The following is a 12,997-nucleotide window of genomic DNA, read 5'->3' as shown; positions in this document are numbered from 1 at the left end:
AAGCGCCGTGCCGCCCCAAGCGTACCGACGCCCCCTTGGGCAGGAGCGAACGTAGTGAGCGTGGGGCTTGTTTCATATGGCCTCAGTAGCCGCCGAGGTCGCGCACTTCGACCAGGCCGCTTTCGAGGTCGAGTTCTGTCCGCAGCAGCAGCTCCAGCGGCACCGGCTGCGCCCAGATCTGCGCCGAGATGCGCACGCTGATGACGTTGTGCCAGTCGAGCACGTTCTCCAGCTGCTCGGTGCTCACCTGCAGGGTGCCGGGGATGATGCGCGGCTCGAACCGGATCAGCGAGTCGCGGATGGCGCGCTCGAGGTCGGTGATGTCGAGCGAGGACGCGGTTTCGCCCGAAAAGCAGGGCATGCCGTAGTTCACCACCGAGTTCTCGACTTCCGGCCAGGCAGCGATGCCGTCGCGCGCCGGCGGGCGCATTGCGTTGAGCAGCCAGCTGAGGTCGCGCAGCACCGCCTCGCGCAGCTGGTGGCGGTTGAGTACGCGGGCCTCCTTCGCTTCGGTGCGCTGGTCGGGGGCGTCGTCGCGCAGGCGGTCGAGCAGCGCTGGCTGCAGGCGGTCGAGTGGCAGCAGGTCAGCCATCGAGTGCGGCCGGCATCGTATCGGCGTTGTCGCCAGCGTTGAACTCGATGCGGCGGATGTCGAGCAGCGCGAACTCGCCGGCGTCGGTGGTGAGCAGGCGCTGGCCGATACCGCGGTAGTCGCCGTCGTGCTCCAGCCATTCGGTCCGGCGGGCGAGCTTGATGGCGCCGTCGGCCACGCTCTCGGAGCCCGGATAGCGCGTCGGAATCACGCCGACGGCCTCGCCGCCGTTGGTGAACAGGAAGTGCGCGGGTGCCCACACGAAGTCGCGCAGGTCGGCCGGCGCCTCGATGTCGACGCTGGCGAGGCGCGAGAACGGGATCCAGTAGTAGCGGCCGTTGATGACCGCCTCGCACACCGGTCCGAGGCGGGCGTCGGCATCGGCCAGCCACTCGAAGGGGGCACCGTCGAGGCGGCCGGCACTGGCCGGCGCCAGTTCGAAGGCCTGTTCGCGCAGGCGCAGCGCGGCGGCGTGGTCGCCGCGGCCGGCGGTGAGCAGCGATTCGAGCAGCAGCGCCAGCCATTGCTCCGGCTCGCCGAACAGCAGCGGCACCCGTTTGCCGGCGAAGACCTCGGCACGCAGCAACTCGCAGCGCAGGGTTTCGCGGTACATCTGGGCCATCGCCAGGGTCGAGGCGTCGAGTTCGGTGGCGACGTTGAGCTGGTTGAGCGCGCGTTCCCACTGGCCGAGCACGGCCAGCAGCTGGAACAGGAACACGCGCAGCTTGGCGTCGGCCGGCTGGGCGCGGATGGCAGCCTGCAGCTGGCTGAGCGCGGTATCCGGGTCGCCGGCGCGCAGGCTGGCTTCGGCGTCGGCGACGTTCTTGGCGGTGACGGACATGCCGGCGGTCTCCTGGTCGTGGGTTCAGCTATTGGGGGTGACGTCGGTCTCGAAGCGCGACACTGCATTACCGCCGCCGCTGCTTTCCTGGCCGCGGTATTCGATGGCGATCTTCTGGAAGGAGATGGCTACCTGTTCGCGCACCGGATCGTCACCGCCGCCGGTGCCGGACAGCTCGACCGAGCGGATACGGGCGTTTTCCATGGTGATGACGAGGAATTCGACGGCCTTGGCGCCGCCGGCCTTGCGCGCGGTGAGTACCGCGCGCTTGATCTGTTCGTTGGACCGCAGGGCCACCAGCAGCGCGGTGCTGGCGCGGTCGAAGCTCTTGGAGACGATGAGTTCGCTGACGGAAACCTGGCTGGCGCCGCCGGTGCGCCCGCCCGCGGTGGCGGTGGCGCTGGCGTTGCCCTGCATGCCCCAGGTCCAGGAATGGATGTCGATCTCGTCCTTGTGCTGCGTGTCCTGGGCCTCGCCCTTGATCGGGCCCATGCGCGCACCTTCGATTTTCAGAAACATGTCGCCGGAGGCCATGACGGATTCCTGTCGCGGGGATGGTCAGCGGGAAAGCGGGAATGCGGAAAAACCGGATGAAGCCGCGGCGCGGCGCCTTGCGGGCCGCGCCGCCGGTCGGCATCAGCCGACTTCGCCGTGGTTCTCGGCGATGTTCCAGCTGGCGGTCTTGGTGGTGCCCTTGCCGCCGGTCGGGGACTGCTCGGTGTACTCGTACTTGAACTCGGCGAAGTTCAGCGTGACGTTCTCGGTCAGGCGATCCTCGCCGCCGCTGCCGCCGGTGCTGACGGAAGTGATGATGACTTCCTTCATCGTGATCTTGATGTACTCGAGCGGGGTCTTGCCGGCCTTGCGCACGGTCAGCACGGCCTGGTCGAAATGTTCGCCGCTGCAGCAGGCCTGGATCATGGCGTGGCTGGAGGCATCGATGTACTTGGTGAAGGAAATGTCCTGCACGCTCACCTTGCCCGAGCCGCCGCCGCCGCCGATGTGGGTAGTACCGGACTGGCTCAGGCCCCAGCTCCAGGCGAGGACGTCGACAGACTCCTTGTGGGTCTTGTCAACGGACTCGCCCTTGATGCTGCCGAGCTTCAGAAACATATCGACTGCCATGGTGATCTCCTATCTGTCTTGGATGGTGCGGGTAACGCCGGGCGGGGCCCGGCGGGTTGGTACGTTCTTGGTGGCGGATCATGCGCCCTTGGTGGAGGGCAGCTTGGATACCAGACGCAGCGACACGGTGAGGCCTTCGAGCTGGTAGTGCGGACGCAGGAAGAACTTCGACGAGTAGAAGCCCGGGTTGCCTTCGACTTCCTCGACCACGACCTCGGCCGCGGCCAGTGGACGGCGGGCCTTGGTGGCTTCGGAGGAGTGGGCCGGATCGCCGTCGACGTAGTTCATGATCCAGTCCTGCAGCCAGCGCTGCATGTCGTCGCGCTCCTTGAAGGAGCCGATCTTGTCGCGGACGATGCACTTCAGGTAATGGGCGAAGCGGCAGGTGGCGAACAGGTAGGGCAGGCGGGCGCCGAGGTTGGCGTTGGCAGTGGCGTCGGGATCGTCATACTCGGCCGGCTTGTGCAGCGACTGGGCACCGATGAAGGCGGCGAAGTCGGAATTCTTCTTGTGCACCAGCGGCATGAAGCCGTTCTTGGCGAGTTCGGCCTCGCGGCGGTCGGAGATGGCGATCTCGGTCGGGCACTTCATGTCCACGCCGCCGTCGTCGGTCGGGAAGCTGTGCACCGGCAGGCCTTCGACCGCGCCGCCGGACTCGATGCCGCGGATGCGCGAACACCAGCCGTATTCCTTGAACGAGCGGTTGATGTTCACCGCCATCGCATAGGCGGCGTTGGCCCAGGTGTACTTGCTGTGGTCGGCGGCGCCGGTGTCTTCCTCGAAGTCGAACTCCTCGACCGGGTTGGTCTTGGCGCCGTAGGGCACGCGGCTGAGGAAGCGCGGCATCGCCAGACCGATGTACTTGGAATCGTCGGACTCGCGCAGCGAGCGCCACGCGGCGTATTCCGGCGTGGTGAAGATCTTGGTCAGGTCGCGCGGGTTGGCGAGTTCCTGCCACGAATCCATCTGCATGATGGTGGGCGAGGCGCCGGTGATGAAGGGGGTGTGCGCGGCGGCGCTGACCTTGGCCATTTCGCCCAGCAGCTCGACATCGGGCGGGCTCTGGTCGAAGTGGTAGTCGCCCACCAGGCAGCCATAGGGTTCGCCGCCGAACTGGCCGTATTCTTCTTCATAGACGCGCTTGAACAGCGGCGACTGATCCCAGGCGGTGCCCTTGTAGCGCTTCAGCGTCTTGCCGAGTTCGCTCTTGGTGATGTTGAAGACGCGGATCTTCAGCATCTCGTCGGTTTCGGTGTTGTTCACCAGGTAGTGCAGGCCGCGCCAGGCACCTTCCAGCTTCTGAAAGTCTTCGTGGTGCATGATCTGGTTGATCTGCTCGGTGAGCTTCTGGTCGAGCGCAGCGATGATGGCCTCGATCGACTTGACCACGTCCGCGCCGATCAGCGTGGTCTGCGCCAGGGCCTGTTCGGCCAGCGTGCGCACCGCGCTCTCGACGGCACTGCGGGCTTCGTCGGTCTTGGGCTTGAATTCCTGGCGCAGCAGCGATTCGAATTCGCCGCCTTCAATTGCCAGGCCGGCGGCCTGGGCTTCGTTCTGGGCTTGCGTGTCAGCCATGCTGGACTCCTCGACTTCGAGTGTGGGCTGGTGATGGGGCAGGTTGGGGTGAGGGCGGACGGCTTATTCGGCCGCCTTGTCCTCGGGCTTGGGCGCGGCGGCCAGGGTCTGCAGCAGGGCCGGGTCCTGCAGCACCTTGGCGATCAGTTCCTCGGCGCCGGTCTTGCCGTCCATGTAGGTGATCAGGTTGGAGAGCTGCTGGCGGGCGGTGAGCAGCTTGTTGAGCGCATCGACCTTGCGCGCGACGGCGGCCGGCGAGAAGTCGTCCATGCTCTCGAAGGTGAGTTCGACGCTGAGGTTGCCTTCGCCGGTCAGCGTGTTCGGCACCTGGAATGCGGCGCGCGGCTTCATCGACTTCATGCGGCTGTCGAAGTTGTCGACGTCGATCTCGAGAAACTTGCGGTCGGCGACCGGGGCCAGCGGCTCGGCCGGCTTGCCGGAAAGGTCGGACAGCACACCCATGACGAAGGGAAGCTGAACCTTCTTTTCGGCGCCGTAGAGTTCGACGTCGTACTCGATCTGGACGCGCGGGGCGCGGTTGCGCGCAATGAATTTCTGACTGCTGCTCGACATGGTGATCCTCCGTCAGGAAAGGGTGGAGTCCGTGACTGCGTGTGGCGGGTCGTGTTGGAAGGGCGGATTGCCCGGGGTCTTATTGTTCCTGCTCGGGGTGGAGCTGGCCGCCGACCATGCGTTCGGCCTGATCGAGGGCGTCCGGCGCGAGTTCGACGATGGCTTCGAGGAAGTTCATGTTCATCACTCGCTGGGCGCGACGCAGCAGCCACTGCGCCGGATTGGTCGGCTCGGTACGTTCAAGATAGGCGACAAGTCGGTCGATTGTTGCAATCACGTCGGCGCGCGAGCGGATTTCGCCGGGCGCCGACGGTCCCGCAGCCGTGGCCGCGGCGGCCGGGCTGCCGTCTTCGGCGGACTCGCCGCCCGCATCCGCCGCGGCTTCGGCCGGCGCGACGGTGGCGAGGGCCTGCTGCACCGCGTACAGGATGTTCTGCAGCGGCTTGAAGTCGATGCTGGCGCTCGCGCCGACCTGGTCCTGCAGGTAGCCGGACAGCTGGCGCACCAGGGCGAGGCTTTCGGTGATGGCAAGGGCGAGGCCGGGGTCGGCGCCGATCGCTTCGGCCAGCATGCCGCTGACCTGCGATTCGGAATACACCTGTTCGCCGTCGCGGGCGCCGAGCTTGCCCTGGGCGACCTCGATGTCGCGCACCGTCAGCACGCCCGACTGGCGCGAGCGCAGCAGCCAGCTGGCGCGCAGGTCGGCAACGAGCGCCTCGTTGGCGACCAGCGGCGCGAGGGCATTGACCCGCATCGTCGGATCGTCGTTGTCGTCGGCGTCGAGTTCGGGATGGACGTGCGCCCAGTGCTGTTCCAGCAGGCCGACGATGAGCCGCAGGCCGAGGTGGATGCCGCCGAAACCCTCGGTGCGCAACAGTGCACGGGTGTAGTAGACCGCCACGCGGACGTCGCGGCTGCGTTCGAGCAGGCCTTCGGCGAGGCGGCGTACCTCGGGCCAGTCGGGCCCCTGGCCTTCGATCGTGACGCGGTTGCCGCTGTCGCCGGTGAATTCCTGTCCGGCTTGCTGGCGCGCCGCTTCTTCGAGCTGCAGGAAGTCGGCGTCGTATTCGAGGTTGGGGCCGCAGGGCTGGTCGTCGCCCAGCGGGGTCAGCAGCGTGTCGAGATCGATATCCAGCGACATGTTCGAGGTTCCGGGGTTGCGGGCAGCGCAGCGGCCGGAGGGGCGGCTGTCCGAAATGGATCGATATAGTAAATGAATAAACCGATGCTTCATCCGGTCGCGCCAAAAAATCTAGCGGATGGCGGGCGGGGCGCGGTATCGGGTATTCCCCGCGCCCCGCAACGGTGCATCCGGCGATACTGCAAAGCGGTTGCCCGGAAATGCCGGCTTGATTGACAATCCTGCACCGAATAGAAAGTCGGCAAGGAGATCCAACTTGAATGTCCACGCCCCCCTGTTGCGCGCGAGCGCCGTTGCGCTCGTGTCGGCGTGCCTGCTTGCCGCCTGTTCCAAGGCCGCGGTGGCGCCGCCCAAGCCGGACCCCACCCTGGTGGGCGTCGGCCTGAGCGCGGCGGCGCGGGTCAACGTCGATGCGCGCGGCCGCGCCACCCCGGTGGTGGTGCGCACCTACGTGCTGAAGAACGCTTCCGCCTTCGAGGCGGCCGATTTCTTCTCGCTCTACGAGCGCGACCAGCAGGTGCTGGGCGATGCCGTGATCTCGCGCGAGGAAGTGGTGCTCAAACCGGGCGAGACGCGCACACTGGATATCCGCGAAGCCGAAGGCGGCAAGGTGGTGGCCGTGCTCGCTGCCTTCCGCGAGGTCGACCGCGCGGTGTGGCGTGCGAGCGCGCCCATCGTCGCCAACCGGACCAACCGGATCGCCGTCAGCCTGCAGGACAACCGCGTGACCGTCGCCGCCACGCTCGCGCCGCCCGCGACGCCCGCCAAGAAAGCCGACTAATACCGAATAGACGCGCATCGCCGCGCAGCCGAGGAATACACCGTCCATGTCCTGGTTCAGCAAGGTAGTCTGGTCCGAGGGGCTGTTCCTGCGCCCGCAGCATTTCCAGCAGCAGGACAGGCATGCCGAATGGCGTGCCGAAGCGCATCGCCGCCAGCTCCAGCCCAATGGCTGGGGTTTCTCCAGCCTCGAAATCGACGACGCCGCGCTGGCCATCGGCAAGGTGGTGCTGCGTGCGGCCAGCGGCATCCTGCCGGACGGCACGCCCTTCGACTTCCCCACGGCCCACGAAGGGCCGCTCGCGTTCGACTTCCCGGCCGACGCCAAGGATGCGCTGGTGGTGCTGACCTTGCCGCTGCAGCGTCCGCTGATGCCCGAGTACGACATCAACGGCGACGACGACGCGCTGGCGCGCTATGGCGTGACCGACGCCGCGCTGCCGGATGCGGCGGGGGGCGGCGGTGCGGCCGAGATCGTGCAGGTCGGCCGGCCGCGGCTGGCACTCGGGCTGGCCAACGAATTTTCCGACGCCTTCGTGCGGGTCGGCGTGCTGCGGGTCACCGAACGGCGCCCCGACGGCAGCCTGCTGATCGACCGCGGCTACATTCCGCCAGTGCTGGCCTGCGCTGCCGCGCCGCAGCTCACGTCCATGCTGCGCGAAGTGCTCGGCCTGCTCGGTCAGCGCGGCGAGGCGCTCGCCGGCCGCATGAGCCAGGCCGGCACCGGCGGCGTCGCGGAGATCGCCGATTTCCTCTTCCTGCTGGCGGTCAATCGCCACCTGCCGGTGGTGGCGCACCTCGAGCAGCTGCGCCCGTTGCACCCCGAGCGCCTCTACAGCCAGTTGCTCACGCTGATGGGCGAACTGGCCAGTCTCACGGCGTCCGGCCGCAGGCCGCCGGCCTTGCCGGCCTACCGCCACGATGCGCTGCAGGACAGTTTCGATCCGCTGATGCGCGAGATCCGCCGCAGCCTGTCGGCCATCCTCGAACAGAATGCGGTGCAGATCCCGCTGCAGGACCACAAGCAGGGGCGCTACGTCGGCATCGTCGCCGACCGCGGCCTGCTGCGGCAGGCCGGTTTCGTGCTCGCGGTGGGCGCGCAGATGCCGGCCGAGGCGGTGCGCACCCGCTTCCCGACCCAGGCCAAGCTCGGCCCGGTGGAAAAGATCCGCGAACTGGTCAACCTGCAGCTGCCGGGCATCGCGCTGCGGCCGCTACCGGTGGCGCCGCGGCAGATTCCCTTCCACGCCGGCTTCACCTACTTCGAACTCGACAACAGCGGCGACCTGTGGAAACAGCTCGACAGTTCCGGCGGCCTGGGCATGTACGTGACTGGCGATTTCCCCGGGCTGGAAGTGTCGCTGTGGGCGATCCGCGCATGAGCCCGCGAACCGACCGTGCGCCCTTGTGTGCGACGCCGGGCCGCTGCCCGTGCCTGCTTTGAAGGCGGAATGAACGATGACGAATGACGATCCTTTCGGCCAGCCGCCGGGCGACCGCACGCTGGTGATTCCCAACCCGGGCGCGCGCGCCGCAAGGCCGGCGCCGGCGGCGCCCGCCCAGGGTTTCAGCTTCGAGCGGGTCGAACTGTCGGCGCTGGACTGGACGGCCGGCCTCAACCCGCTGGTGGCAGCGGCCAATCCGCTGCTCAACCTGGTGCCGCAGCTGCGCCAGGCCCACCACCCCGATCCTGCCGGCCTGCGCGAAACCCTGGCGCGGGCGGTGCAGGCTTTCGAGGCCAAGGCGCGCGAGGTGGGCGTGCTCAACGAACACGTCGTCGGCGCCCGTTACGCCTTGTGCACCTTCCTCGACGAGACCGCCGCCAATACGCCCTGGGGTGAGAAGATCTGGGCCCAGAAGAGCCTGCTGGTCCAGTTCCACAACGAGGCCTGGGGCGGCGAGAAGTTCTTCCAGTTGCTGGGCAAGCTGGCCGAGCAGCCGGGCAGCCACCGCAATCTGCTCGAACTCTTCTACATCATCCTCGCGCTCGGCTTCGAAGGCCGCTACCGCGTGCTGCAGAACGGCCGCGCCCAGCTCGACGCGGTGCGCGAGCGGCTTGCCCAGATGATCGTCAAGGAACGCGGCGAGCCGGTGCGCGAGCTGTCGCCGCAATGGCAGACCACCGCGACCACTGCGCGGCCCTTGCGCGATTCGGTGCCGATCTGGGCGGTGGCGGCGATCGCCGCGCTGCTGCTGGCGCTGGTCTACCTCGGCGCGTCGTATGCGCTCAACCGCCATTCCGATCCGGCCTTCGCGCAGATCCTCGGCCTCAAGGTGCCGCCGCCGGCGCCACTTGCCCAGCCCGCCGTCGCCGCCGCGCCGGCCCGGGTGCCCGACCGGTTGCAGGGTTTCCTTGCCGCCGAGATCCGCGAAGGCCTCGTGGTGGTGCGGGATCTGCCTGACCGCAGCGTGGTGCTGATCCAGGGCGACGGCCTGTTCGAACCGGCCAGCGCGACGCTGGCGCCACGGGTGCTGCCGCTGATGGGGCGCATCGGCGAGGCGGTGGCGCGGGTCAAGGGCTCGGTGCTGGTGCGCGGCCATTCGGACGACCGCCCGATCCGCTCGGCGCGCTTCCCGTCCAACTGGCATCTGTCGCAGGCGCGGGCGGATTCGGTCGCCGCGGTGCTGGCGCCCAGGCTGGGCGGCGCGCGTGTCGAGACCGAGGGCCGCGCCGAGAGCGAACCGGTGGCGCCGAACGACACCCCGGAAGGGCGCGCGCGCAACCGCCGCGTCGAGATCATCGTGTTCCCGGCCGCGGGCAACTGAGCGCCGCGGCGCCATCGATACAGGGCTACGCATGAAAGCCGTCTTCAAGTTCCTCTTCCACCCGGTGCTGCTCGGCCTCCTCGGGCTGATCGCGCTGGCGCTGGTGATCTGGTTCGTCGGGCCGTTGATCGCGGTGGCCGGCTGGGCGCCGCTGGAATCCGCGCTGGCGCGCCTGATCCTGATCGGCCTGGTGCTCGCCTTCGTGGTGTTCCGCCTGGTGTGGGGCAAGCTCAAGGCGAAGAAGCAGAACGCCCAGCTGGTCGAAGGCCTGGTCAAGGCCGACGACGGCGGTGCCGGCAAATCGGCCACGCCGGACGAGGTGGACACCCTGCGCAAGCGCTTCGAAGAGGCGCTGCGGGTGCTGAAGGACAGCCAGGCCGCGGCGCATGCGAAACAGGGCGGGCTGGCGCGGCTGCTGTCGGCCGGCTCCGGGCGCTACCTGTACGAGCTGCCCTGGTACGTCTTCATCGGTGCGCCCGGTTCGGGCAAGACCACCGCGCTGATCAACTCCGGCCTGCATTTCCCGCTCGCCGAGAAGCTTGGCATCCACCAGCTCAAGGGTGTGGGCGGCACGCGCAACTGCGACTGGTGGTTCACCGACGACGCGGTGTTGATCGATACCGCCGGCCGCTATACCACCCAGGATTCCGACCAGAGCAGCGACCGCGGCGCCTGGCAGGGCTTCCTCGGCCTGTTGAAGCGCCACCGCCCGCGCCAGCCGCTCAACGGCGTGCTGCTCACCGTCAGCCTGGGCGATCTGCTGTCGCAGGATGCCGATGCCGCCGAACGTCATGCCGCCGCGCTGCGCGCCCGCGTGCAGGAGCTGTACGAGCAGCTCAACGTGCGCCTGCCGATCTACGTGCTGGTCACCAAGGCCGACCTGATCGCCGGCTTCAACGAGTTCTTCAACGATTTCGGCAAGGAGGCGCGTGACCAGGTATGGGGCGTCACCTTCCCGCAGCAGGGCGATTCCGCCGGCGCGCTGCAGGCGCTGCCGGGCGAACTCGGCCGCCTGCGCGAGCGGGTGCTCAACCTGTTGCCGGTGCGCCTGCGCGATGAGCGCGATCTCGCCCGCCGTGGCGCGATTGCTGCTTTCGACCAGCAGCTTGCCGCCGCCAACCGCCTGCTCGGCGCCTTCCTCGGCAAGGTGTTCGCGCCTTCCGGTTTCGACCACGCGCTGATGCTGCGCGGCGTGTATTTCACCAGCGGAACCCAGGAAGGCAGCCCGATCGACCGCGTGATGTCCTCGCTCGGCGCCGCCTTTGGCTTGGAGCGCCGGCTGATCCCGCCGCAGACCGGCAGCGGCAAGAGCTACTTCATCACCCGGCTGCTGCGCGAGGTGGTGTTCGCCGAGCAGCGCCTGGGCGGTACCAACCTCAAGTGGGAGCGGCGCCGTGGCCTGGTGCGGTTGGCGGCCTTCGCCGGCATCGGCGTGCTGACCGTCGGCCTGGCGGTGGCGTGGGCGTTGAGCTATCACAACAACGACGCCTACATCGACGCCGTCGGCGAGCGCGTCAAGGTGGTCCAGCCCATGGTGGCCGATGCCCGCGTCGCCGCCTCGGACGACGTGGTCGGCATCCTGCCGGTGCTGGACGCGGTGCGCACCGTATCGCATACCGACGCGCGACCGCAGGGCGAGGCGCCGCTGGCCATGACCTTCGGCCTCTACCAGGGCGACAAGCTCGACGCCGCTGCGCAGCAGGCCTACCGTGGCATGCTGCGCGACGTGCTGCTGCCGCGCATCGCACTGCGGGTGGAGAAGCAGCTGCGCAACCTCGATGCCAGCAATCTCGAATTCGCCTACGAGGCGCTCAAGAGCTACATCATGCTGCACGAGGCCGCGCACTTCGACGCCGAGGCGCTCAAGGCCTGGATCAGCCTGGACTGGGAACTCAACCTGCCGCGCGACACCACGACCGAGCAGCGTGCCGCGCTCGCGGGCTACCTCGACGCCCTGTTCAAGGACGGCGCCGTGGTGTCGCCACTGCCTGCCGATGCCGAGCTGATCGCACGCGTGCGCAACCAGCTGCTGCGCTACACCCTGCCCGACCGCATCTACAGCCGCCTGAAGCGCCAGGGCGTGGGCAGCGAGTTCCCCGAGTTCACCATCGAGCGCGCGGTCGGTCCGTCGGCGACGCTGGTCTTCGTCAGGAAGAGCGGCCAGCCGCTGACCCGCGGCGTGCCCGGTCTCTACAGCTTCGACGGTTATCACAAGGGCTTCGATCCGCAGGTCGAGCGCGTCTCGCGCCATCTCGCCGAGGAAGAACCCTGGGTGCTCGGCACCACGTCGGCCAAGGCGGACGCCGCCGGCGCCAAGCAGGTGGCGGACGAGGTGCGCCGGCTCTATCTCACCGACTACGCCCGGGTGTGGGAAGCCTTCATCGACGACGTTGCGGTGCAGCGTGCGGGCAGCCTGCAGCAGAGCATCCAGGTGGCGCGGGTGCTGTCGGCGGCCGATTCGCCGCTGCCCAAGCTGATGAAGGCGATGTCGCGCGAGACCACGCTGATCGTCGCCACCGACGACAAGTCGGTGATCGACAAGGCCCAACAGCGTGTTGCCGAGGCCAGGACGGAACTTGGCCGCATGATCTTCGGCGCCAACCAGCCCGGCCAGGCGGTGGTGCCGGCAGGCGGCATCGAGCGCATCGTGGACGACCGCTTCGTGCCCTTGCGCCAGCTCGTCACCGGCGACGGCAGTGCGGCGCCGATCAACGCGGTGGTGCAGTTGCTGAACGACGTCTATGTGAACCTTTCGGCCACCGAGACCGCGCTGCGCGACAAGGTGGCTCCGCCGCCGTCCGACGCCTCGGCGCGGGTCAAGGCGGAAAGCGCGCGCATGCCGGAGCCGGTGCGTTCCATGCTGCAGCAGCTTTCCGCCGCGGGTACCGGTCAGGCGCTGAGTTCGCTGCGCGAGTCCTTGTCCTCGGCGGTGGCGACCCAGGTCGGCCAGTTCTGCAGCCAGGCGACCGACGGCCGCTACCCCTTCGTGCGTAGCAGCGCACGCGACGTCACCCGCGACGACTTCGCTGCGTTGTTCGCGCCCGGCGGCAAGTTCGACGCCTTCTTCAACCAGAACCTGGCGCAGTACGTCGATACCGGCACGTCGCCGTGGAGCTTCCGCAAGGTCCAGGAACAGTCGCTCGGCGCGCCCGGCAACCTGGCTCAGTTCCAGCGCGCCGCGGTGATCCGCGACGTCTTCTTCCGCAGCGGCAGCAACCTGCGGCTGGAGTTCAAGGCGGTCGAGATGGACCCGGCGATCACTCACTTCACCCTCGATGTCGACGGCCAGCTGGTGAACTACGCCCACGGCCCGCAGGTGCCGCAGTCGGTGCAGTGGCCGGGGCCCAAGGGTGGCCTGCAGGTGCGGGTGCAGATCACCCCGCCGGGGCAGAGCGGCACCTCCGGCATCGCCACCGACGGCCCCTGGGCGCTGTTCCGCATGCTCGACAAGGCCAACATCACACCCACCGCGCTGCCCGAGAAGTTCCGCGCCACCTTCGTCATCGACGGCCGGGCGGCGGTGTTCGAGGTGACCACCAACAGCGTGCAGAACCCCTTCCGCCTGCGCGAGCTGGTGGACTTCCGCTGCCCGGGCGGGCTCTGA

Annotated in this window: 11 protein-coding genes; 4 read left to right on the top strand and 7 right to left on the bottom strand. The window is 68.3% G+C overall.

Translation table 11 applies throughout. The annotated features are described in order from the left end of the window. Positions 1-82: 82 nt before the first annotated feature. The 7 genes from tssE to tssA form a co-directional block, all read right to left on the bottom strand. Entirely contained in the window at positions 83-592 is a 510-nt protein-coding gene (gene tssE / locus CJ010_RS24555) for a type VI secretion system baseplate subunit TssE (protein WP_141020420.1), read from the bottom strand. Next, complete coding sequence (locus CJ010_RS24550; RefSeq protein WP_141020419.1) at positions 585-1,433, bottom strand: type VI secretion system accessory protein TagJ; 849 nt, start codon at positions 1,431-1,433, stop codon at positions 585-587. The genes tssE and CJ010_RS24550 overlap by 8 nt, the downstream gene beginning before the upstream one ends. 24 nt (positions 1,434-1,457) lie before the next feature. After that, complete coding sequence (locus tag CJ010_RS24545) at positions 1,458-1,967, bottom strand: type VI secretion system tube protein Hcp (protein WP_141020418.1); 510 nt, start codon at positions 1,965-1,967, stop codon at positions 1,458-1,460. Positions 1,968-2,069: 102 nt separating this feature from the next. Beyond that, positions 2,070-2,558, bottom strand: coding sequence for a type VI secretion system tube protein Hcp (locus CJ010_RS24540; RefSeq protein WP_141020417.1), 489 nt, complete (start codon positions 2,556-2,558; stop codon positions 2,070-2,072). Between the two features lie 78 nt (positions 2,559-2,636). Next, the gene (gene tssC, locus CJ010_RS24535) at positions 2,637-4,133 is read right to left on the bottom strand and encodes a type VI secretion system contractile sheath large subunit (RefSeq protein ID WP_141020416.1); all 1,497 of its coding nucleotides are present in this window, start codon (positions 4,131-4,133) and stop codon (positions 2,637-2,639) included. Positions 4,134-4,196: 63 nt separating this feature from the next. Continuing rightward, complete coding sequence (gene tssB, locus CJ010_RS24530; RefSeq protein ID WP_141020415.1) at positions 4,197-4,706, bottom strand: type VI secretion system contractile sheath small subunit; 510 nt, start codon at positions 4,704-4,706, stop codon at positions 4,197-4,199. A 79-nt stretch (positions 4,707-4,785) separates the two neighbouring features. Next, positions 4,786-5,847, bottom strand: a complete 1,062-nt coding sequence (tssA, locus tag CJ010_RS24525; RefSeq protein WP_168225021.1) for a type VI secretion system protein TssA — start codon at positions 5,845-5,847, stop codon at positions 4,786-4,788. 256 nt (positions 5,848-6,103) lie between these two features. On the opposite strand from tssA, the gene tssJ reads away from it, so the two are divergent. The 4 genes from tssJ (at position 6,104) to tssM (ending at position 12,997) form a co-directional block, all read left to right on the top strand. Beyond that, a complete protein-coding gene (gene tssJ / locus CJ010_RS24520) occupies positions 6,104-6,628 on the top strand; it encodes a type VI secretion system lipoprotein TssJ (RefSeq protein ID WP_168225020.1) in 525 nt (174 codons plus the stop codon). Between the two features lie 46 nt (positions 6,629-6,674). Then, positions 6,675-8,009, top strand: a complete 1,335-nt coding sequence (gene tssK / locus CJ010_RS24515; RefSeq protein WP_141020412.1) for a type VI secretion system baseplate subunit TssK — start codon at positions 6,675-6,677, stop codon at positions 8,007-8,009. A gap of 76 nt (positions 8,010-8,085) precedes the next feature. Further along, positions 8,086-9,393, top strand: coding sequence for a DotU family type VI secretion system protein (locus CJ010_RS24510; RefSeq protein ID WP_141020411.1), 1,308 nt, complete (start codon positions 8,086-8,088; stop codon positions 9,391-9,393). Between the two features lie 31 nt (positions 9,394-9,424). Next, a complete protein-coding gene (gene tssM / locus CJ010_RS24505) occupies positions 9,425-12,997 on the top strand; it encodes a type VI secretion system membrane subunit TssM (protein ID WP_141020410.1) in 3,573 nt (1,190 codons plus the stop codon).

It is taken from the genome of Azoarcus sp. DD4 (assembly GCF_006496635.1).
In the GTDB taxonomy this organism is placed as follows: domain Bacteria; phylum Pseudomonadota; class Gammaproteobacteria; order Burkholderiales; family Rhodocyclaceae; genus Azoarcus.
The sequence above is the reverse complement of the archived record's forward strand: the minus strand, read 5'-3'. Positions and strand labels throughout refer to the sequence as shown.